General features: G+C 72.4%; 14 protein-coding genes and 1 pseudogene. 6 read left to right on the top strand and 9 right to left on the bottom strand.

All coding sequences use genetic code 11. The annotated features are described in order from the left end of the window. Positions 1–42: 42 nt before the first annotated feature. A complete protein-coding gene (gene treY, locus HCJ93_RS09220; protein ID WP_167992908.1) occupies positions 43–2,436 on the bottom strand; it encodes a malto-oligosyltrehalose synthase in 2,394 nt (797 codons plus the stop codon). Between the two features lie 64 nt (positions 2,437–2,500). Beyond that, the gene (glgX, locus tag HCJ93_RS09215) at positions 2,501–4,654 is read right to left on the bottom strand and encodes a glycogen debranching protein GlgX (protein WP_167992906.1); all 2,154 of its coding nucleotides are present in this window, start codon (positions 4,652–4,654) and stop codon (positions 2,501–2,503) included. Between the two features lie 687 nt (positions 4,655–5,341). Between glgX and HCJ93_RS09210 the strand changes: the two genes are divergently transcribed. Together HCJ93_RS09210 and HCJ93_RS09205 are read left to right on the top strand one after the other, a co-directional pair. Then, positions 5,342–6,586 carry a DUF5919 domain-containing protein gene (locus HCJ93_RS09210; protein ID WP_167993117.1) on the top strand — a complete coding sequence of 415 codons (1,245 nt, stop codon included), beginning with the start codon at positions 5,342–5,344 and terminating at the stop codon, positions 6,584–6,586. 105 nt (positions 6,587–6,691) lie between these two features. Then, positions 6,692–7,414: a 3'-5' exonuclease gene (locus tag HCJ93_RS09205; RefSeq protein WP_167992904.1), complete on the top strand. Its 723-nt coding sequence runs from the start codon at positions 6,692–6,694 to the stop codon at positions 7,412–7,414. 10 nt (positions 7,415–7,424) lie between these two features. Here the strand turns inward: HCJ93_RS09205 and HCJ93_RS09200 are convergent, their stop codons facing one another. Beyond that, entirely contained in the window at positions 7,425–8,288 is an 864-nt protein-coding gene (locus tag HCJ93_RS09200; protein ID WP_167992902.1) for a phosphotransferase enzyme family protein, read from the bottom strand. 196 nt (positions 8,289–8,484) lie between these two features. Between HCJ93_RS09200 and HCJ93_RS09195 the strand changes: the two genes are divergently transcribed. Then, complete coding sequence (locus HCJ93_RS09195) at positions 8,485–9,678, top strand: glycosyltransferase (protein WP_167992900.1); 1,194 nt, start codon at positions 8,485–8,487, stop codon at positions 9,676–9,678. A 122-nt stretch (positions 9,679–9,800) separates the two neighbouring features. Here HCJ93_RS09195 and HCJ93_RS09190 read toward each other — a convergent pair whose 3' ends face one another. Beyond that, positions 9,801–12,047 (bottom strand): MMPL family transporter, encoded by a 2,247-nt coding sequence (locus HCJ93_RS09190; protein ID WP_167992898.1) that lies wholly within the window; start codon positions 12,045–12,047, stop codon positions 9,801–9,803. Positions 12,048–12,424: 377 nt separating this feature from the next. On the opposite strand from HCJ93_RS09190, the gene HCJ93_RS09185 reads away from it, so the two are divergent. The 3 genes and pseudogenes from HCJ93_RS09185 to HCJ93_RS09175 form a co-directional block, all read left to right on the top strand. Beyond that, on the top strand, positions 12,425–12,973 hold the full coding sequence (locus HCJ93_RS09185; RefSeq protein ID WP_167992896.1) for a DUF1697 domain-containing protein: 549 nt from the start codon (positions 12,425–12,427) through the stop codon (positions 12,971–12,973). A 109-nt stretch (positions 12,974–13,082) separates the two neighbouring features. Continuing rightward, positions 13,083–13,409: a nuclear transport factor 2 family protein gene (locus HCJ93_RS09180; RefSeq protein ID WP_206317165.1), complete on the top strand. Its 327-nt coding sequence runs from the start codon at positions 13,083–13,085 to the stop codon at positions 13,407–13,409. A gap of 107 nt (positions 13,410–13,516) precedes the next feature. Continuing rightward, positions 13,517–13,705, top strand: a pseudogene (locus HCJ93_RS09175) (mycothiol-dependent nitroreductase Rv2466c family protein); the annotation flags it as partial. A 36-nt stretch (positions 13,706–13,741) separates the two neighbouring features. Here HCJ93_RS09175 and HCJ93_RS09170 read toward each other — a convergent pair. From HCJ93_RS09170 to HCJ93_RS09150, 5 genes are all read right to left on the bottom strand, one after another. Further along, positions 13,742–14,539: a hypothetical protein gene (locus HCJ93_RS09170; protein WP_167992892.1), complete on the bottom strand. Its 798-nt coding sequence runs from the start codon at positions 14,537–14,539 to the stop codon at positions 13,742–13,744. Beyond that, on the bottom strand, positions 14,536–18,477 hold the full coding sequence (locus HCJ93_RS09165) for an AAA family ATPase (RefSeq protein WP_167992890.1): 3,942 nt from the start codon (positions 18,475–18,477) through the stop codon (positions 14,536–14,538). Before HCJ93_RS09165 ends, HCJ93_RS09170 begins: the two co-directional genes overlap by 4 nt. Before the next feature lie 141 nt (positions 18,478–18,618). Next, positions 18,619–19,359, bottom strand: a complete 741-nt coding sequence (locus HCJ93_RS09160; protein ID WP_167992888.1) for a sirohydrochlorin chelatase — start codon at positions 19,357–19,359, stop codon at positions 18,619–18,621. After that, the gene (locus HCJ93_RS09155) at positions 19,359–20,273 is read right to left on the bottom strand and encodes an ABC transporter permease (RefSeq protein WP_167992886.1); all 915 of its coding nucleotides are present in this window, start codon (positions 20,271–20,273) and stop codon (positions 19,359–19,361) included. Before HCJ93_RS09155 ends, HCJ93_RS09160 begins: the two co-directional genes overlap by 1 nt. After that, complete coding sequence (locus tag HCJ93_RS09150) at positions 20,260–21,051, bottom strand: ABC transporter ATP-binding protein (protein ID WP_167992885.1); 792 nt, start codon at positions 21,049–21,051, stop codon at positions 20,260–20,262. Before HCJ93_RS09150 ends, HCJ93_RS09155 begins: the two co-directional genes overlap by 14 nt. Between the last annotated feature and the right edge of the window lie 3 nt (positions 21,052–21,054).

The following is a 21,054-nucleotide window of genomic DNA, read 5'->3' as shown; positions in this document are numbered from 1 at the left end:
AGTCACCCCGAACACCTCACCCGCCCCCGGAAGCGGGGGCACTCACTCCCCGGTGCGCTCGAGCAGCGCCACCGGCAGCGGGGCGAACAGGTCCTCCGCACGCACCTGCGACTCGAAGACGCGGCCGGTGCCGAGCACGTCCGTCCAGCGGCCCGGCGGCAGGGTGAGCCGGGTGTCCCGCCAGCCGCCCGCCCGATCCAGGCGCAGGGACAGCCGGGTCACCGCCGTGAGCGCCCGGCCCGAGCGGACGAACGCCACGCAGTGGGACGCGGCGGGCCCTTCGGCCGGCAGCGGCTGGTACGTCGCCGTCTCCCCGAACACCTCCGGGAGCCGGGCCCGCAGCCGCAGGGCCGCCCGGGTGACCGCCGCCTTGCTGCCGGGGCCGCCGTCGCCGTCCTCCCCGGTGCCGTCGAAGCGCACCGGCCGCCGGTTGTCCGGGTCCACCAGCGCCCGGTACTCGTGCTCCGTGCCCTGGTAGACGTCCGGCACGCCCGGCATCGTCAGATGCAGCAGCGCCGTGCCCAGCACATTGGCGCGGATGTGCGGTTCCAGCGCGGCCCGCAGCCGCGCCACCCGCTCACCCGGTCCGCCGCACGGGCCGGCCGCCACGAACCGGGCCACCGTCTCCTCGTAGGACGGGTCCTGCTCGGTCCAGCTGGTGTGCAGACCCGCCTCGCGCACATGCTTCGACAGGGCCCCCTGCACCCGCTCCTCCTCCGCCGGGCCCAGCCCGAACACCGTCTGCCAGGCCGCCCACGCCAGCTGCGCGTCCGGCACCCCCTCGCCCGTGCGGGTCACCTCCGTCAGCAGGTCGGCCCAGCGCTCCGGGCACTCGGTGAGGACGTGCAGGGCGGCCCGCACATCGGCGCTGCGCTTGGTGTCGTGCGTGGAGACCACCGTGCCGGTGGCCGGCCAGTCGCGCTGCAGCCGGGAGCAGTACTGGTGGAACCGCTCCGGCGGCACCGCCGGGCTGCCCGGCTCGCCGCCGACCTCGTTCGCCGAGAGCAGCGGCACGAAGCGGTAGAACGCCGTGTCCTCCACCGACTTGGCCCGCAGCGCCGAGGAGGTCTGCGCGAACCGGGCCCGGAACTCCTGGTGCTGCGGCCCGTCGCCGTACCGGCCGAGCACCAGGTCCCGTACCACGTCCACCGCCTCCGCCTCCTCCGGGACGGTGAAGGCCCGCCGGGCCTCGGCCGCGGCCTCCTCGGTCACCACGCGGGAGGCGTCCACGGAGGCGTAGGGCCGGTACACCTCGAGCCGGACCAGCAGCTCCACCAGCGCGGTGCGCAGCGCCCAGGGCGCGCGGTCGCGCAGGGCGGGCTCCGGGGAGGTCGCGCACAGCCGGCTCGCCACCCGGGTCAGCCGGTCGGTCTCCGCCGCCAGCTCGTGGTTGAGCACCTTGTACGCGGCCCGCCGCACCGTGGCGTCCCAGTCGCCGCCCCGGTCCGCCGGGGGCGCCGCGAACCTGCGGTACTGGCCCAGCAGGTCCCCGAACCCGGCCGGGTCCACGAACAGGCCGTCGATGTGCCGCAGGGCGTCGTAGCCGGTGGTGCCCGCGACCGGCCAGGAGGCGGGCAGCGCCTCCCCGTCGGCGAGGATCTTCTCCACCACCGTCCACCGGCCGCCCGTCGCCTCGTGCAGCCGCCGCAGATAGCCGTCCGGGTCGGCCAGCCCGTCCGGGTGGTCGATCCGCAGGCCGTCGAGGACCCCCTCGTGCAACAGCCGCAGAATCGTCGCGTGGGTGGCCTCGAAGACCTCCGGGTCCTCCACCCGCACCCCGATCAGCTCGGAGATGCTGAAGAACCGCCGGTAGTTCAGCTCCGTGCGGGCCAGCCGCCACCAGCCGAGCCGGTACCACTGGGCGTCCAGCAGCGCGGGCAGCTCAAGGCCGGCGGTGCCCTCCCGCAGCGGGAACTCGTGGTCGTAGTAGCGCAGCACCTCGCCGTCGGCCTTGATCCGGTCCAGCTCCGCGCCCAGCGGCCCGCCGAGCACCGGCAGCAGTACCCGGCCGTCCTGCGCCTCCCAGTCGATGTCGAACCACCGCGCGTACGGCGAGGACGGGCCCTTGCCGAGCACCTCCCACAGCGCCCGGTTGTGGCGGGGCGCCATCGCCATGTGGTTGGGCACGATGTCGGCGATCAGCCCGAGGCCGTGCTCCCGTGCGGTGGCGGCCAGCGCCCGCAGTCCCTCCTCGCCCCCCAGCTCCTCGCGCACCCGGGCGTGGTCCACCACGTCGTAGCCGTGCGCCGAGCCGGGCACGGCCTCCAGGACGGGCGACAGATGCAGATGCGACACGCCGAGCGAGGCCACGTACGGCACGGCGGCCGCCGCGGCCCCGAAGGGGAAGCCGGGCTGGAGCTGCAGCCGGTAGGTGGCCGTGGGCACCGGTGCTCCGGGGCGCACGAGAGTCCGATCGACAGTCCGCTCAGTGGTCATGCACAGCTACGTACCCGCCCTGCCGCGGTTTCCTGTCGGTTTCCCGTCATCACCCGCCACCGGACTACACCGGCCGCTGCAGCACCGTCAGGCTGCGGTCGGTCAGCGTCAGCCGGTCCCCGGCGTTCACCTTGGGGCCGGTGCCCGGCGGGACCCCGTCCGCGCGGGCGGTGTCGACCACCACCTGCCACTGCCGGCCGTGGTCGACGGGCACCACGAAGTCCAGCGGCTTGGGGGAGGCGTTGAACATCAGCAGGAAGGAGTCGTCCGTGATGCGCTCCCCGCGCGGACCCGGCTCGGAGATCGCGTTGCCGTTGAGGAACACCGTCAGCGCCGACGCCTGCGCCGACTCCCAGTCCCGCTGGGTCATCTCCGAGCCCTCGGGAGTGAACCAGGCGATGTCCGACAGCTCGTCGTGGGTGCCCTCCACCGGCCGGCCGTGGAAGAAGCGGCGCCTGCGGAACACCGGGTGGTCCTTGCGCAGCCACACCATCGCCCGGGTGAACCTCAGCATCTGCCGGCGCAGGTCCTCCGTGGCCCCGGCGTCCCCGTCGACGTCCTGGCCTCCGTCCTCCGGCCAGTCCACCCAGGCCAGCTCGTTGTCCTGGCAGTAGGCGTTGTTGTTGCCGTGCTGGGTGCGGGCCAGCTCGTCGCCGTGGCTGAGCATGGGCACGCCCTGGGAGAGCATCAGGGTGGCGATGAAGTTGCGCATCTGCCGGGCCCGCAGCCGCAGCACCTCCGGGTCGTCGGTCTCGCCCTCCACCCCGCAGTTCCAGGACCGGTTGTGGCTCTCGCCGTCCCGGTTGTCCTCGCCGTTGGCCTCGTTGTGCTTCTCGTTGTACGAGACCAGGTCGCGCAGCGTGAAGCCGTCGTGGCAGGTCACGAAGTTGATCGAGGCGAGCGGGCGGCGTCCGTCGTCCTGGTAGAGGTCGGAGGAGCCGGTCAGCCGGGAGGCGAACTCGGCGAGCGTGCGCGGTTCGCCCCGCCACAGGTCGCGCACGGTGTCCCGGTACTTGCCGTTCCACTCGGTCCACAGCGGCGGGAAGTTGCCCACCTGGTAGCCGCCCTCGCCGACGTCCCAGGGCTCGGCGATCAGCTTCACCTGGGAGACGACCGGGTCCTGCTGGACCAGGTCGAAGAACGACGACAGCCGGTCCACCTCGTGGAACTGCCGGGCCAGGGTGGCCGCCAGGTCGAAGCGGAACCCGTCGACATGCATCTCCGTCACCCAGTACCGCAGCGAATCCATGATCATCTGCAGTACGTGCGGCGACCGCATCAGCAGCGAGTTCCCGGTGCCGGTGGTGTCCATGTAGTACCGGCGGTCCTCCATCAGCCGGTAGTAGGAGGGGTTGTCGATCCCCTTGAAGGACAGCGTGGGGCCCAGGTGGTTGCCCTCGGCGGTGTGGTTGTAGACGACGTCCAGGATGACCTCGATCCCGGCCTCGTGCAGCGCCTTCACCGCCGACTTGAACTCCAGCACCTGCTGGCCGCGGTCGCCCCAGGAGGCGTAGGCGTTGTGCGGGGCGAAGAAGCCGATGGTGTTGTAGCCCCAGTAGTTGCTCAGGCCCATGTCGACCAGCCGGTGGTCGTTGACGAACTGATGCACGGGCATCAGCTCCAGCGCCGTCACCCCCAGCTCGGTCAGATGCTCGATCACCGCCGGGTGGGCCAGGCCCGCATAGGTGCCGCGCAGCTCCTCGGGGAGCTCGGGGTGCCGCATGGTGAGCCCTTTGACATGGGCCTCGTAGATCACCGTCTCGTGGTACTCCGTACGGGGCCGCCGATCGTCCCCCCAGTCGAAGTAGGGGTTGACCACCACCGAGGTCATGGTGTAAGGAGCGGAGTCCAGGTCGTTGCGCCGGTCGGGGTCGTCGAAGTGGTAGCCGTACACCTCCTCGCCCCACTGGACGGACCCGCTGATCGCACGCGCGTACGGGTCGAGCAGCAGCTTCGCGGAATTGCAGCGCAGCCCGCGCTCGGGTGCGTACGGACCGTGCACCCGGAAGCCGTAACGCTGCCCGGGCATGACGCCGGGAACGTACGCGTGCCGCACGAACGCGTCGCTCTCGCGCAGCTCGATCGCCGTCTCGGAGCCGTCGTCGTGCAGCAGACACAGCTCTACTCGGTCCGCGGCCTCCGTGAAGACCGCGAAATTCGTACCGGCGCCGTCGTATGTGGCACCGAGCGGATACGCCTCGCCAGGCCAGACCTGCATGGACACGACTCTTCCAGGTGTACGGCGCCGGTGGGGGCGCCTTCGCTCCGAGTCTCCCCGAGTCTCCCCGAAAGTGAGGAGACCACCTAGGCATATGCCCACCACCAGGGTGTGTGTGCCTGCTGGTGCCTCCGTACGGGGAATGAGGGCCCGGGACCGGCGAGACTGCAGGGACTGCGGGGACGTCCGGGGCTGACGTGACCCCGGTGACCGTGAGGCCGTCAAGCTCACTGACCCCACGGATCCCGCAGACCCCACTGACCCCAGTGATCCGGGTGCCCCTGGGCTGCCGTGCTGCGCGCGACGCCCGGGAGAGGCGTCCACCGTCCGGGTGAACGTCAGAATCCGGCCTCCGCCTCCCCGCTCGCCCGACCGCCGGCTTTCGGCCTGCGGGACCCGTCGCCCTCCGGCCACGGCCCCGCCGCCCGCCGGATCGCGCGCGCGAAGGTCCTGCATGCCGGCCACCCGCCGACTGCCCCCGCCCCGGCGGGTGTTGGGTCCTCGCGGCGCCCGCAGCCGCTATGAAACCGCTCACTTCCCCCGGTCCGGCGGCAGAGGAACAATCCTGTGAAAGAAGGAAGTTGGGAAACGAGCCTGTCCATCGGGCTGCACCGTGCGCCGCATGCGGAGTACTCTCCTTGATCGTCGGCATGGGGAGGACTCGGGGGAGTGGAAGGCGGTGCGCGGGTGGGCTCGGGAGGGCTGGAGCTGCCCCCTGGTGACGAGGGTCACGAGGGGAACTCCACGGAGGTCCCGCCCGGTGCGGTGTCCCTGGCACGGCCTATGGACGCGGGCGCGGGCTCGATAGGGCCGGAACTGGACTGGGACGCCGACGCCTGGCGCGAGGTGCGCACCCGCGCCCAGCGCGCGGGGCGGGCCTACATCTGGCTGAATCTTGTCGAGCAGCGGCTGCGCGCCGTGGTCGCGGCCGTGCTGCGGCCCGTCTACGAGCCCGTGCACGGCGACGACTGGGTGGTCGCCGCGGCCGGGCCCGCGGGCCAGGAGTGGGTGCAGCGCGCGGTGGCGGTGCGCGAGGTCAGCCGCCGCAAGGGCTATCTCCTCGACCCGGCCGACGACAATGTGCTGTCGTTCCTCACCCTGCCGCAGCTGCGGGAGCTGATGGTCCAGCACTGGCCCTGCTTCGAGCCGTACTTCGACGACCGCCGGGACGTCGAGCTGGCCCTCGACGAGCTGGAGGTCACCCGCAACGTCGTCTCCCGCAACCGCGCGCTCTCCGAGGCCGTCCTCAATCAGGCCGAACGGGCCTCCGCACGGCTGCTGGAGATGCTCGGCGCGGGCGGCGACGTCCCCTCCGCGCGCCGGCTGCCGGTGGACGCGGTGGAGGACCTGGTCGGCGACCGGTACGCCGACGTCGTGGCCGTGCACCCCGACCGGGTGCGCCTGCTGCGGCAGTTCCCGGCCGAGGACATCTTCGGCGGCGCCCGGCGGCTCGACGCCATCGGGATCGGGCTCAATCTCCTTGTGCAGAACTTCTCCGGGCGCCGGCTGGTGCGCCTGGCCGAGTCCGGCTGCCGGGTGCGGCTGCTGTTCCTCAACCCGGCGTCCAGCGCGGTCAAGCGCCGCGAGCGGGAACTCGGCATCAAGCGCGGGGAACTGGGCCGCGCGGTCGAGATGAACATCCTGCACATGCGCCGCGTCCGCTCCCGCCTGCGCGACCCGGGGGCCTTCGAGATCCACGTCTACGACGAGACGCCGCGCTGCACGGCGTACCTGGTGGACGCCGACGGCGCGGACGGCATCGCGGTGGTGCAGCACCATCTGCGCCGCGCCCGTGGCATGGAGGCGCCGGTCCTGGTGCTGCGCAACGGCAACAGGCTGGTCAAACCGGGCGAGGTGGAGGAAGGCGGTCTGTTCCCCACCTATCGCGAGGAGTTCGAGCAGATGTGGGTGGATTCGCGCCCTGTGTCGTGAGGTTCGCCGGCCGCCGCCGAGCGGAAGCCGATCCTCGGATTGTCAGTGGTGCATGCGAAGGTATGGGCCACTGGGGGAACGCACCACACAGAAGGGGGGCAGCCCATGGGCTGGCACCGGGAGCTGCTGATCGGCTTCGACCTGGAGACCACGGGCACGGACCCGCGCGAGGCGCGGATCGTCACCGGCGCCGTGATCGAGGTCCGGGGCGGGGAGCCGATGGGGCGCCGGGAATGGCTGGCCGATCCGGGCGTGCCGATCCCGGCGGAGGCGGTGGCGGTCCACGGCATCAGCAACGAGCGGGCGGCGGCGGACGGCAGACCCGCCGACCAGGTGGCCGACGCCATCGCCGACGTCCTCACCGGCTACTGGAGGACGGGCGTCCCGGTCGTCGCCTACAACGCCGCCTTCGACCTGAGCCTGCTCTCCGCCGAACTGCGCCGCCACAATCTGCGTTCCCTGCGCGAACGCCTGGGCGGCATCGACCCCGCGCCCGTCATCGATCCGTACACCATCGACCGCTTCGTCGACCGCTACCGCCGCGGCAAGCGCAATCTGGAGGCGGTCTGCGCCGAGTACGGCGTGGCCCTCGACTCCGCGCACGACGCGACGTCGGACGCCCTCGCCGCGGCCCGCCTCGCCTGCGCGATAGCCGTCCGGCACCCCAAGGTGGCCTCGCTCGGCCCGGCGGAGCTGCACCGCCGCCAGATCGAGTGGTACGCCGCCTGGGCCGCCGACTTCCAGGACTTCCTCCGCCGCAAGGGCGACGCCGCGGCGATCGTCGACAGCTCCTGGCCCCTGCGGGAGACGGCGGGTGAGCCGGTCTGACCGGCCTGCGTCAGAAGGGGTACCAGCGCACCGTCTCGTCCCCGGCTCGCAAGGACGCCACCCGGCGTTCGAACTCGGCCAGGGCCTTGGGGTTGGCCGGGGCGTGCTGGGCGACCCAGGCGCAGCTGGCCGTCTCGCGGGCGCCGCGCAGGACCGAGCAGCCCTCCCAGGTGCGTACGTCCCAGCCGTAGGTCTCCGTGAAGGAGGCGTATGCCTCGTCCGGCAGTCCGTAGCGGTCGTGGGAGAGGGCCATCACCACGAGGTCGTGCTCGCGCAGGTCGGCCGAGAAGGTCTCCAGGTCCACCAAGACGGGCCCGTCGGGGCCCACGTGCACATTGCGGGGGAGCGCGTCGCCGTGGACGGGGCCCGGCGGCAGATGGGGCGTCAGCGCCGCCACGGCCGAGGCGAAACCGTCCCTCCGCTCGCGCAGATACGCCGCGTCCGCGGGGTCGATGGCGTCGCCGGCGAGCCGCAGCCAGCGTTCCACGCCGCCCAGCAGATCGCGCCGCGGGAGGGCGAAGGGGGGCGCGGGCAGGGCGTGCACCAGGCGCAGGAGGGAGGCCAGGTCGCGCGGCTCGGCGGGGCGTACGGCTTCGGGCAGCCGGTGCCACACGGTCACCGGGTGGCCGTCGACCAGCAGCGCCTCCGGCTCCGCCGCCCGGACGGCCGGTACCCCGGCGTCCGCCAGCCAGAGCGCGACGGCCAGCTCCCGGCGCGCCCGGTCCAGCAGTTCGGCGTCCCGGCCCACCTTGACCACCAGGTCACCGGCGGCGAACACGGCGTTCTCGCCCAGGGCGATCAGCCGCGCGTCCCCGGCCGCGCCGGGCAGCACCCCGGCTCCGCCCAGCACCTCACGCGCCCGTGCCTCGTCCATCCGCCCGCCTCCGTGTAGGTCCTCTGCCCTGTGCGCCGCCGGTCACTGCGCTGCGCCGGCAGCCGCCCGGTCCGCCCGCCTCGACGATGTGCGGGCGGTCCGGTCATGTGTGGGGTCAGTCTCGCATTCGCGCTGGTGGGGACCTGCCCGGCCCGCAAAGTTGCACGAGACGTCTCGTCTCGTTTAGGGTCGTGGCATGACAGCCCCCGCGCACATCGCCATGTTCTCCATCGCCGCCCACGGCCACGTGAACCCGAGCCTCGAGGTGATCCGCGAGCTCGTGGCACGCGGCCACCGGGTCAGCTACGCGATCCCTCCGGCCCTCGCCGGCAAGGTCGCCGAGACCGGCGCCGAACCCAAGCTGTGGAACTCCACCCTGCCCGGTCCCGACGCCGACCCGGACGCCTGGGGAGACAGCCTTCTGGACAACGTCGAGCCCTTCCTGGACGACGCCGTCCAGGCCCTCCCGCAGATCGCCGAGGCGTACCGCGGGGACGAGCCGGACCTCGTCCTGTACGACATCGCCAGTTACGCCGGGCGGGTCCTGGCCCACCGCTGGAAGGTGCCCGCGATCTCCCTCTCGCCCTGCATGGTCGCCTGGGACGGCTACGAGCAGGAGGTCGCCGAGCCGATGTGGGAGGAGCCGAAGAAGACCGAGCGGGGCAAGGCGTACTACGCCCGCTTCAAGGCCTGGCTGGAGGAGAACGGGATCACCCTGCACCCCGACCCGTTCATGGGCCGCCCCGACCGCTCCCTCGTCCTGATCCCCAGGGCACTGCAGCCCAACGCCGACCGGGTCGACGAACGGGTGTACTCCTTCGTCGGCGCCTGCCAGGGCGACCGCGGCAACGAGGGGGACTGGCAGCGGCCCGCCGGGGCCGAGAAGGTCGTCCTGGTGTCGCTGGGGTCGGCCTTCACCAAGCAGCCCGCCTTCTACCGAGAGTGCGTCAAGGCGTTCGGTGACCTGCCCGGCTGGCATCTGGTGCTCCAGATCGGCCGGCATGTCGACCCGGCCGAGCTGGGCGACCTGCCCGGCAACGTCGAGGTGCACGGCTGGGTGCCGCAGCTGGCGGTCCTCAGGCAGGCCGATCTGTTCGTCACCCACGCAGGGGCGGGCGGCAGCCAGGAGGGACTGGTCACCGCGACACCGATGATCGCCGTACCGCAGGCCGCGGACCAGTTCGTCAACGCCGACATGCTCCAGGGGCTCGGGGTGGCCCGGAAGGTGCTCACCGAGGAGGCCACCGCCGGGACGCTGCGCTCGATCGCCCTCGCTCTGGTCGACGACCCGGAGGTCGCCGCCCGCCTCGCCGGTCTCCAGGCCCGGACGGAGAAGGAGGGCGGCACGCAACGGGCCGCCGACCTGATCGAGGCGGAGCTGCGCCGCTGACCGGCAGCACGGAAGGAGGAGGCCCGGCGGACCTCGGTCCGCCGGGCCTCCCTTGCGGAGTTCTCCTCGACCCGGGAATTCTCCCCTCGGACGGGCTGGACGGGCCGGACGGGCCGGACGGGTCACACCCGCACCGGCTCCCCCTCGTCGTCCTTGGCCGGCGGTCGCGCCGGCGCCTGCGGCGCCTCGTCGTGGGTCAGGTCGGGCATCCGGTGCAGCCACTTCGGCAGGTACCAGTTGCGCTCGCCGAGCAGCGCCATCACCGCCGGCAGCAGCACGCCCCGGATGACGGTGGCATCGATCAGCACCGCCGCCGCGAGGCCCACGCCCATCTGCTTCATGGACTGCATCGACAGCGTCCCGAAGATCGCGAACACGGCGACCATGATGACCGCGGCGCTGGTGACCACCCCGGCCGTGGTGACCACCCCGTGCCGGATGGCGTCCCGGGTGGCCAGGCCCCGCAGCCGGGCCTCACGGATCCGGGAGACCACGAACACGTGGTAGTCCATCGACAGGCCGAACAGGATCACGAACAGGAACAGCGGCAGCCAGGTGATGATCGCGCCGACGCCCTCCGCGCCCACCAGGGACGCGCCCCAGCCGTGCTGGAAGACCGCCACCAGGACGCCGTAGGCGGCGCCCACCGACAGCAGGTTCAGCCCGATGGAGGTGATCGCCACGGTCACCGACCGGAACGACATCAGCATCAGCACGAAGGCGAGGACCACCACGAAGGCGAACACCGGCATCACGGACCCGACCAGCTGGTCGTTGAAGTCCTTCGACCCGGCGACCTGCCCGGTGATCGGTGCCTCGACGCCGTCGACCGCGCCGAGGGTGGCGGGCCGCACCTCGTCGCGCAGTGTCCGCAGGCTCTCGCCCGCCTTGTCCAGGTCCGAGCCGCCCACCAGCGGCACGTACACGAGCGCGATGTTCTGCTGGTCGTGCACCTTGATCTCGACCGGGCCGCGTGTCGCGCCCGACTCGATCGCCTTCTCACGGAAGCCGGCCAGCGCCGACTTCACCTCCGGTGCGTTGATGTCGTCGGCGTGGACGACCACCTCGGCGGGCTCCGAGCCGCCCGGGAAGGCCTCGTTGACCCGGTTGTAGGTCTGCACGATCGGCAGCGAGTCGCCGAACTCCTGGTCCAGCGTGAGGTTCTGCGTCTTCATGCCGACCGCCGGCGCGGCCACCGCCAGCAGCGCACCCGTGGCCACCACGACCGCCAGCACCGGCCGGGCCAGCACCCGGTCGAGCACGGCACCCCAGAACCGGCTGTCCCCACCGCTGGAGGCCCGCTTGTGCAGGAACGGGATGCGCAGCTTCTCCACCCGCTCGCCCAGCAGCGACAGCAGCGCCGGCAGCACGGTCACCGAACCGACCATGGCCACCGCCACCACCATCAGCGAGGCCAGCCCCATGCCCTCGAACTCGGCGATGCCGGTGAACAGCATGCCCGCCATCGCCACACAGAAGGTCACACCGGAGACGACGACCGCACGGCCGCTGGTCGCCGCGGCGATGCGCAGCGCCGCCTGCGCGTCCCGGCCGGCCGCCCGCTCCTCGCGCTCGCGGCGCAGATAGAACAGGCAGTAGTCGACGCCCACGGCCATACCGACCAGCACCATCACCGAGTTGGCGGTGTCGCTCATCGGCTGCAGATGGCTGACCAGGCCCATCAGGCCCATGGTGGCGATGATCGCCGTGATGGCGAGCGCCACCGGCAGCAGCGCCGCCACCACCGCGCCGAAGGCGATCAGCAGGATGCCCAGCGCCACCGGCACCGCCGAGAACTCCGCCCGCTGCAGGTCGGCGCCGAACGCGTCGTCGAAGGTCTTCATCATCGAGGCGCCGCCGATCTCCTCGATCCGCAGCGACTCGTGGTCCTTCTGGACCCGCTCGACGGCGTCCAGCACCGGCTCCACCCGCTCGCCCGCGGTGTCCGCCGCACCGCGCATGTCGAACTGGACCAGCGCGCTGCGCCCGTCCTCGGAGATGGTGCCGGACTCGTACGGCGTGGTGACGTCCGAGACCTCGCCGGTCTCCTCCACCGCCGCCACGACGGCGGCCACCGCGGACCTGAACTCCGGGTCCGTGGCCTTCACACCGTCGCTCTTGGCCTGGATCAGTACGGTCTCACCGGCCGGCTCCTCGATGCCGGCGTCCTCGATGATGCGGGCCGCGGTGTGTGTCTCGCCGCTCAGCTGGTCGCCGTCCTTGACATCGACCCGGCCGGCCGCCGATCCGAGTCCCACCGCCAGCACGACGAACAGCACCCAGATCCCGACAGCCGCCCAGCGATGCCGGGCGCTCCAGCCGCCGGCCCGGGCGGCGAGGCCACGGACCCGTCCTTCTCCGTTGCTCATCTCGGGCTCGCTCCTTCGTGTGCGGTGCGGCAGCGACCCCCTGCCGCCACCCTCGCTTGCGAAGGTATGGGCCCGATCCGGCCGTCTCGTCCTGCTCCCCGGTGAAGCTGCGGCCCCGCGCCTCCTCCGTTCGCCCGTCGGCTTCTCCCCACTCGGGAGGACATCGGCCCCTTACATCTATTGAGGTCTCTCGGGGACGTTGTTCAGGGTTTGTCATTTCGAAGGTTTGTTGAATAAGTCACAGGTGCGTGGAGAGGCGCGTGGCGCGGTTGCTCGCGCCGCGTCGTTCCGCCAGAGTTTCGCGCACGTCCGCTCATTCGCGGACCGGCCGTCGTGCCCGCCCCCACGGGGCACGGCGGCCGACCTAGGCTTCAGCCATGGCGACGACATACGCGGCCCTGCTCCGCGGGGTCAATGTGGGCGGCAGCAGAAAACTCCCGATGGCCGAGCTGCGCACCCTGATGGAAGGCCTGGGGTACACCGGGGTCCGCACCTATCTGCAGAGCGGCCAGGCCGTGTTCACCGCCTCGCACGGCGACGAGGACTCGCTGGCCGCCGACCTCGCCGCGGCGATCGAGCGGCAGTACGGCTTCACCGTGGACGTGATCGTGCGCGACCACGCGTATCTGGCGGCGGTCCTCCGCGACTGCCCGTTCCCGGCCGCCGAACTGGAGGCCAAGCAGCTGCACGCCACCTACCTCTCCGAGCCCGTCGACCCCGGCCGCTTCGCCGAGCTCGACCAGCAGGCCTTCCTGCCGGAGGAGTTCCGTACCGGCGACCGCGTGATCTACCTGTACACCCCCGGTGGCCTGGGCCGCTCCAAGCTCGCCGAGGCCCTGTCCCGCCCGCGCTTCACCAAGGGACTGACCGCCACCACCCGCAACTGGAACACCGTGACCAAGCTCGTGGAGATGACCGGTGACTGAGGAGACACAGAACGCGGCGCACACGGGGAGCGCGGCGAGCACGGGGGACACCAGGGGCACGGAGAGAGCCGCCGGCGGCAGCGGCCCGGACGCCGCGGTCGAGGGCGAACTGCTGCTGCTCGACCCCGCGGTGCGCCGTGACCCCGAGCGCGCGGCGGCCCTGCTGCACCCCGACTTCCACGAGTTCGGCGCCTCCGGCCGCGTCTGGGACCGCGCCACCGTGCTCGCCCTTCTCGCCGGGGAGCCGGAACAGGCCGACCCCGTCAAGGTGTCCGGCATGCGGGCGGTCCAACTCGCCCCGGACGTCGTCCACCTCACCTACGACACCGACGCCGACGGCCGCCGCGCCCACCGCAGCTCCCTGTGGCGCCGCACCGGCACCGGCTGGCGCCTCTACTTCCACCAGGGGACCCTCTTCGGTACCGAGACGTCCTGAGCGGGCGGCACGGCCCCTGAGACGGCCGCACGCGGCCGGAGTGACCGACGCTCGGCGGAAACGTGCTCGCGCCGGGGCCGGAACCGGCCGAGATCCGGCACATGACGGACTCGGGCGGCTACGTCGGCACGCCCACCCCGCACATCGACGGCACCGTCTGGTTCGGCCCGGTCCTCCGGGCCGTCCCGCGCGGCGAGGAGGCGGCCCGTCTCTTCGACAGCGTCCGCACCCTGGCCACCCACCCCGACATCTTCGAACTCAAGCGCACCCGCACCGGCAGGCTGTCCTTCGGCTGAGCCGGCCGCGGCCGCCGGCGGGGGAACCGGCGGGCGTCAGCGCGTCAGCAGGGCACCGATCACCGACGGGTGCTTCAGATAGTCGAGGACGCCGTGCGGCCACAGCGGCGCGATGCTGATGTCGGGCAGCTCCTCGACCCCGGTGAAGACACGCCCCAGTTCCCCCTTGGGGATGGCCACGAAGTCGCCCCGGTCGGCGACGTTCACCCACCGCCGCACGTTCGGCGGCCGGACGCCGCGGCCGTCCCGGGGGCCCGGAACGAGCCGGTGGAAGATCGCGTGGGGGAGGGCCAGCGGGGAGCCCAGCGTGAGCAGCAGCCGCACGTCCAGTTCGTCCGCCAGCTCGTGCAGCGTCTCGTAACCGACCACGCTGCCCAGCGAGTGCGCCACCACGACCTCCGGCCGGTGCCGCAGCAGCGCCTCCCGCACCCGCTGCCGCACGGGTTCGCGTCCGCCGGTGAAGTATCGCGTCACCTCCGGGAAGAACAGCCGCACGGTCCGTTCGACCACGGCCGGCCGCTGCCCGGTGCGCTGCGCGACCTGGCCGCAGATCCAGCGCAGCCAGCCCGTCGCCCGCCCCTGGACACCGGCCGTGTCCACACCCCAGGCCAGCGCCCACTGCTCCACCAGGGCGAGTTCGGCGTCCTCGAGCGTGTCGCTCTGCCGCTCACTGCGCAGCAGGTCCGCGTAGTACGCCGTCTCCAGGTCCAGTCCGGGGACGCGGGGGCCGAGTGCGGCCAGCCAGTCGTCACGCAGCCGCTTGCCGCCCAGGGCCGGTGTGGTGTCGGCGGCCTTGTAGTTGCGGACGCCGTGAATGCCGAGTACGCGGGTCATCGGGGCGGGGCCTCCCGGTCGGTGAGGGCGCAACTGTAGGTCGCCATCGCTCCGTTCACGACGACGTACACCCGGTCGTTGCCGGCGAAGCCCACGGAGCCGTCGAGGTCGGGCTCGCCGGGGAGCGGAATGCGTCGATGCGGGCGCAGGGTTGTGGCATCCCAGAGCGTCAGGAACCAACCACCGCCGCGTTGTTCCGTCACCAGCGCCGCGAAGAGCTTTCCGTCCGGGGAGAAGACGGGCGGCTCGGCCGGCCGCCCCGCCAGGTCCAGTACCGCGGGCTCCGAAAGCTCCAGCGACCCGGTCCGGTACACGTACAGCCGACGGTAGGCCCATGCCAGCAGGATGTCGCCGCCAGGGGCGAGAACCAGGCGCAGTGTGGGCTCGTCGTGCGGCCGGCTCGCCACTGGCCTGCCGGTGGCGGGGTCGAGGAGCCGCAGCACCTGGCGGTCCTGGTCGAAGGCGGCGAGGAAGCGGCCGTCCGGGGCGGCGACGACACGGTCGGGCGAGAAGCGTGCCAGGCCGGCTGCGTGTGCCGGGTCGGCGGAGGACGGCCACACCCGCAGGTGCCCGTCGTTGTGCCCGCTGACCAGTACGCCGGTCACCGGATGCACGGCCACCGCCGACGCCCTGGAACCACCGAGCGGGAAGCTGTTCACGATACGGGCCGACCGCAGCTCGATGAGTTGCAGCGACCTTCTGCTGCTGACCGCCAGGACGGACCCGCCGAAGCTGAACGCCAGAGCATTCACGGGGTCGTCCGGAGGCATCTCCGGTCCCCGCGCCAGGTCCTCCACGGACCCCAGCGAGAGGCCGGACACCGAGTGCGTCACCAGTCGGCCGTCGGGCGCGAAGGCGGTGGGTGGCGCGAATCGCTCCCTCGGCAGAGGAGTCCAGTGGTCGCCCTCCGGTTCCCACAGGCCGACCACTCCGGAGACGCACACCGCCAGCCGGCGGCCGTCGGGGCTGAAGGACAGGCTCTGCACGCGCTGCACATCCTCGGCGCCGGTGCTGGGGCCGCGGCGTGCCACCTCCACCGGACCGCCGTCCCCCTTGACGTCCCAGACGGAGACGCCGAGTTCCTGACTGCCCACGGCCAGCCAGCGGCTGTCGGGAGAGAAGACCAGCGTGGTCGGTGTGCCCGTCCACACCGACCACGGCGGGCCGGCGGGCGCCCGACGGCGTACGTCCCAGAGCTGGATGTTCTGAGCGGAGGCAGCCCTGGCCAGAGCGAGCAGACCACCGTCCGGCGAGAAGGCGACGATGCTCGTCCCGGGACGCTGCTTGCTGCCGAGTGCGGGAACGACGGGCTGCCAGGTCTCCGTCTCCAGCAGCTGCACTCCCTCGGCGGTGGCGACGGCGAGCAGATCACCGGCCGGAGAGAACGCGATGTCGTGCACCGCGTTGCCCGAGACCTCGATGAACCGGCTGCGTGCGGCGGCCTGCCCGCCCCGCGACCACAGCAGCGCATCCCCTCCGGCACCTGCCTGTACGGCGGTGTCCCGGGCGATCCGCACAAAGCGCTGCCGCAGCTCCGGCATCCCCAGCCGGTCCGCGTCGAAGGCCAGGACGGAGGCACGGTCGGACGGGGAGCGCAGCCGGGCGTGCGTGGCCCAGGAGGCGCTCAGCAGCCGCAGATGGTCGTCGGCGGGCGAGGCACTCACGAAGTCGAGCGCGCGGTGGTCGCCCTTCAGGCCGAAACGGACCACGAAGTACGGATCGCCGAGCAGGCGCTCGGCCCAGTCCGCCGCCTCGGCCCGGGCGACGTGTGCCAGGGCGTGGCGCAGGACGTACGGCTCGGTCTCGGCGCTTTCCCAGGTGTCGGTGTCGGTGTCCGTGGCGGCATCCGCCGTGAAGGGGCGGACGAGTTCCTCCAGCAGCCTGCGTTCGAGCTGCACGCTCTCGGCCTCGGAGAGCGGATCCTCGCTCACCGGATGCCGGCGCAGGTAGTCACCGAGCCCCTGATGGAACAGGCGGTACAGCGTGTCGCCGCTGTCCGGGTCGGTGCCGTACCGCAGGAAGGGAGCGGCCTCCTGCAGAGTCGCCCGGAGCCACTCGTCGTCGACGCCGCCGGCCTCGAGGGCCGCGAGACAGCGCCGCAGGGTCGTGCGTGGCATGCCGTCACCGTGGGACCGGGCCAGTACGGACAGGACGGGACGCAGGTACGGGTAGTCGCGCCGCCGGACCTTGAGGATCGACTCCAGCAGTGCGGGCAGGTCCGCCGAGGCGGACTTCGCGTAGGCGTCCGCACTCACCTCGTCCCGCGGCGGATAACGCAGCGTCAGCAGATAGTGCACGTACAGGCCGGCGAGGAGGAACGGGCCCCAGGGGCCCTGCGACGACGGCCCGCCCGCGATGTGCCGCGCGCCCTTCTTGGCGAGGAGGGGCACGAACTCGGCGGACTCACCGTTCGCGTAGGGCTCGCGAACCGACAACAGACGCTCGATGTAGTGCCGTACGTCCTCTTCGACCGTCCGGCTCTCGGCCGCGTCCAGGTCGATCTCGTCCGCGGCGATGTCCGCCGCGCCCTCGAGGGCCGGCAGCGCGGTCACCACCTCGCGTCGGCCGCCGAGGACGATCCGGCACGGGGCCGAGCGTCCCAGCAACTGGGCCACCAGACGCAGCACGGCCTCGGGCTCGGTGCTCTCGTCCACGGCGTCGAGCACGATCACGCAGGGCGTGGCCAGCCCTGCCAGAGCGTGATGCAGACGGCTTGCCGACAGCATCTGGTCGAAGGCCGGATCAGCCGCTTGCTGGGACACCGCCCCCGTGCCCAGACCGGCCCGCTCCGCGATCGCGTCGATCACCTGCCGCACCGTGCGCTGCCGCGCATGGACGGCCACCAGGCCGGGCACCTCCGGCAGGTCCCGTCCGGCCGGTTCCCACAACTCGCGGAACCGGTGCCGCAGTCGCGGATCACCGGCGCAGACGATGACGCCGAGCAGCGCGGACTTCCCGGCGCCCGCGGCTCCCGTCACCGTCAGCAGAGGTGCGTCGCCGTCGAGCCACCGCAGGTACTGCCCGAGTTCCGCCGCCCGGCCGGAGAAGAAGCCGGTGCTCGTGTCCGTGGACACCAGCCCCCGGCCCGACGCCCGGTCGACGAAGTAGCGCGTGTCGTCCAGGTGCCGGGGCCCGCCGGATCCCGTCCCCGGGCCTTCGCCCGGCACATATCCCAGCGACCGGTGGTGCAGGTGGACCTGCTCGGCCGTGAGCGAGGCCAGCCGGGGGTTGGGCAGGAACGGCCAGTCGGCGTCGCCCTGTTCGATGCTGAAGCCCATCGAGAAGCGGCGCGGCGGCTGCTCGGAGCGGATCACCCGGATCAGTTCGCGGACGAAGCGGCTGAACGGGACGGACTCCTCGTCCAGGGCGAGGTCCCGGTCGGCCAGCCGGTGCAGTGCCGCGGCGATCCAGCGGCTGAACTGCCCTCGTTCCGTCGGCGTGTCGCTGACCGACGCTCCGAGGGCCCAGACACCTCGGTCGGTGTCCAGCTCGGTGAACGGCTGGCGTCCGGTGGCGGTGCCGGCCGAGCAGGTGTCGACGAGGAAGACCACGCGGTGCCGCATGCCGCCGCGTTCGATCTCCCGCTGGGCCTTCTCGATCCACCGGTCGACGTCCACCTCGCGGTTGTCGCGGGCGACGAAGGAGAGACGGCGGGTGCGGTCGATGAGGCCGTGCCCGATCAGATGCACCACGAGGACGTCGAAGGAACCGGTGCCCTCGACGAGCCGTTCGCGCAGCAGCGACTCGATCTCGCTCTCGGTGGCGTCCAGCGAACGTTCCACCGTGGCGTGCAGGCGGCGGAACGCCCGCGCGACCTCGTCCATCCGGTCCTGGACGAACCCGAGCTCCTCCAGCTCGCCGCCCTCGTCGAAGCTGCCGACCCCGATCGACAGCAGCGCCACCGCGGGCGCACCCCGGTGCTGGGCTGATCGGTCCAACAGCTCTCCTGCGCACGTCAGTCGGCACAGCACCGGAGCCCCGCACCCCGGTGTGGTCCTCCCGACGCTACCCGATCAACCGCTCACGGACAGCTCGACGGACAGCCTGCGCGGGGGCATGCGGAAGACGTGCCGCGCCTCTCACGCCCCGACGGCCGTCAGCACCGGCACCCGGCCCTCGTCATAACGGGCCAGCAGCAGGCGGGCCACCTCCGGGGCCGGGCCCAGGACACCGGCGAGGAGATCGGCCTCGGCGGCGCCCCGGGCGATGCGGTCCGGGAGGAAGCCGGGGGCGAGCACGTAGGGGGCGACGGCGACACGCTCGCAGCCCAGGTCGCGCAGCTCGCGCACCGCGTCCTCGGTGCGGGGAAGGGATGCGGAGGCGAACGCAGGCCGCACGGCGCACCAACCGGTGTGCCGCCACTCCCGCGCGATGTCTGCGATCACTGCGATCGCCTCCGGGTCGGTGGACCCCGCCGAGGCCAGTACGACCCCGGTCGAGGACTTGTCGGCGGGGCTCAGGCCCGCCTCGTAGAGCCGGCGCTCCAGCGCCGCGAGCAGCAGCGGGGAGGGGCCGAGGACGTCCGCCTGGCGGATGCGCAGCCGGGCGGGGGCCTCGGCCAGGACGGCCGGGATGTCGGCCTTCGCGTGGAAGGCGCGGGTCAGCAGCAGCGGGAGGGCGACCACGTCACGGACGCCCTCCGCCGCCAGGGACTCCAGCACCCCCGGCACCGAGGGCACGTTGAAGTCCAGGAAGCCGGTCTCCACGCGCAGCCCGGGGCGCAGCTCGCGGACCCGGCGCACCAGGGCGTGCACGGTCGCGGCATGCCGCGGGTCGCGGCTGCCGTGGGCGACGACGAGGAGGACCGGCTGCATCGCCATCAGCTCTTCACCAACAGGCCGCGGCTGCGCAGCACCCACCGCTCCAGCGGGCTGAAGATCAGCAGGTCGATGGCGATGCCGACGGTGAGGATGAGCAGGATGGCCTCGAACACCATGGCCATGTCGCTGGCGTTGCGGCCGTTCTCCAGCAGCTGGCCGAGGCCGATGCCCAGGTCGGGGAAGGAGGCGATGATCTCCGCGGCCATCAGGGAGCGCCAGGAGAACGCCCAGCCCTGCTTCAGGCCGCCCACATAGCCGGGCAGGGCGGCCGGCAGCACGATGTGCCAGGTGCCCTTGAGACCGGTGGCGCCCAGGGTGCGGCCCGCGCGCAGGAACAGCGGCGGCACCTGGTCGACGCCGGAGACCAGGCCGTTGGCGATGGAGGGGACGGCGCCGAGCAGGATGACGGCGTACATCATCTGGTTGTTCAGGCCGAGCCAGATCACGGCGGGGGGCACCCAGGCGACCGACGGCAGGGACTGAAGGCCGGTCAGGATCGGGCCGATGGCCGCCCGCACCACCTTCACCCGGGCCACCAGCAGGCCGAGCGGGGTGCCGATGAGCAGCGCGAAGCAGAAGCCGAGCAGGCCGCGCGAGACGCTGGTCCAGATGTAGCCGAGCAGTTCGCCCTGGAGCCACGCCTGGCGCAGCACCTCCCACACGGCGCCGGGCGAGGGCAGCTTGGTCGGGTCGTCGACGACCTTGAAGGAGATCAGCGCCTGCCACACCGCCAGGACGAGGGCGATGGCGACCACGGGCGGCAGGATCTTCTCGGTGAAGGTCTGCCGCAGCGGCTTGCGCCGGGTCTGCACGGTCTCCAGGGCGTCCAGGCCCGCCTCCAGGCCGGCGAGGTCCGAGGCCTCGCCGGGGCTCCTGGCGTCCTTGACGTCCTGGGTGGTCTCAGTGCTGGCCATGGCGGCGGATCTCCCCCCGGAGCTCTTCGGTGATCTCGACGGACAGCTCCGCGACCGCGGTGTCCTCGATGCGGCGCGGATGCGGAATGTCCACCCGCCACTCGCGGGCGATCCGGCCCGGCCGGGACGACAGCAGCACCACGCGCTGGGCGAGCCGCACGGCCTCGCGCACGTTGTGCGTCACGAACAGCACCGACAGCCGGGTCTCGCGCCAGATGCGGGTCAGCTCGTCGTGCAGCACGTCGCGGGTGATGGCGTCCAGCGCCGCGAACGGCTCGTCCATCAGCAGCAGCTTGCTCTCCTGGGCGAGCGCGCGGGCCAGGGCGACCCGCTGGCGCATACCGCCGGACAGCTCGTGCACCCGCTTGCGGTGCGCGCCCTTCAGCCGCACCAGCTCCAGCAACTCCTCGGCGCGTTCGCGCCGCTCGGACTTCGGCACGCCGCGCAGCTTCAGGGCGAGTTCGATGTTCTTGCCCGCGGTCAGCCAGGGAAAGAGGGCGTGCTCCTGGAACATCAGGGCGGGGCGGCCGTCGGTGGTGATGGTGCCGGCGCTGGGCCGGTCCAGGCCCGCGACCAGGTTGAGCAGCGTGGACTTGCCGCAGCCGGAGGCACCCAGCAGGGTCACGAACTCGCCCGGTGCGACATCGAGGCTGATGTCGTCCAGCACGAGCTGGCGGCCGGCCGGTCCGTCGAACGACTTGGAGATGTGCTCGATGCGCGCGGCGTGCGAGACCTCGGTCCGCTGACCGTCGTCGGCCTTGGCGAGCGTGGTGGCCATGGT

Origin of the sequence: Streptomyces composti, from assembly GCF_012034205.1 — a bacterium.
GTDB lineage: Bacteria > Actinomycetota > Actinomycetes > Streptomycetales > Streptomycetaceae > Streptomyces > Streptomyces composti.
Note: the sequence above shows the minus strand (reverse complement) of the source record. Positions and strands in the feature narration are given on the sequence as shown.

Excerpts from the sequence above, each read along its gene's own strand:
- glgX (WP_167992906.1), bottom strand. The coding sequence starts at position 4,654 with ATGCAGGTCTGGCCTGGCGAGGCGTATCCGCTCGGTGCCACATACGAC.
- HCJ93_RS09190 (WP_167992898.1), bottom strand. The coding sequence starts at position 12,047 with ATGAGCAACGGAGAAGGACGGGTCCGTGGCCTCGCCGCCCGGGCCGGC.
- HCJ93_RS09200 (WP_167992902.1), bottom strand. The coding sequence starts at position 8,288 with ATGGACGAGGCACGGGCGCGTGAGGTGCTGGGCGGAGCCGGGGTGCTG.
- treY (WP_167992908.1), bottom strand. The coding sequence starts at position 2,436 with ATGACCACTGAGCGGACTGTCGATCGGACTCTCGTGCGCCCCGGAGCA.
- HCJ93_RS09170 (WP_167992892.1), bottom strand. The coding sequence starts at position 14,539 with ATGACCCGCGTACTCGGCATTCACGGCGTCCGCAACTACAAGGCCGCC.
- HCJ93_RS09185 (WP_167992896.1), top strand. The coding sequence starts at position 12,425 with ATGGCGACGACATACGCGGCCCTGCTCCGCGGGGTCAATGTGGGCGGC.
- HCJ93_RS09205 (WP_167992904.1), top strand. The coding sequence starts at position 6,692 with ATGGGCTGGCACCGGGAGCTGCTGATCGGCTTCGACCTGGAGACCACG.
- HCJ93_RS09150 (WP_167992885.1), bottom strand. The coding sequence starts at position 21,051 with ATGGCCACCACGCTCGCCAAGGCCGACGACGGTCAGCGGACCGAGGTC.
- HCJ93_RS09195 (WP_167992900.1), top strand. The coding sequence starts at position 8,485 with ATGACAGCCCCCGCGCACATCGCCATGTTCTCCATCGCCGCCCACGGC.
- HCJ93_RS09155 (WP_167992886.1), bottom strand. The coding sequence starts at position 20,273 with ATGGCCAGCACTGAGACCACCCAGGACGTCAAGGACGCCAGGAGCCCC.
- HCJ93_RS09160 (WP_167992888.1), bottom strand. The coding sequence starts at position 19,359 with ATGGCGATGCAGCCGGTCCTCCTCGTCGTCGCCCACGGCAGCCGCGAC.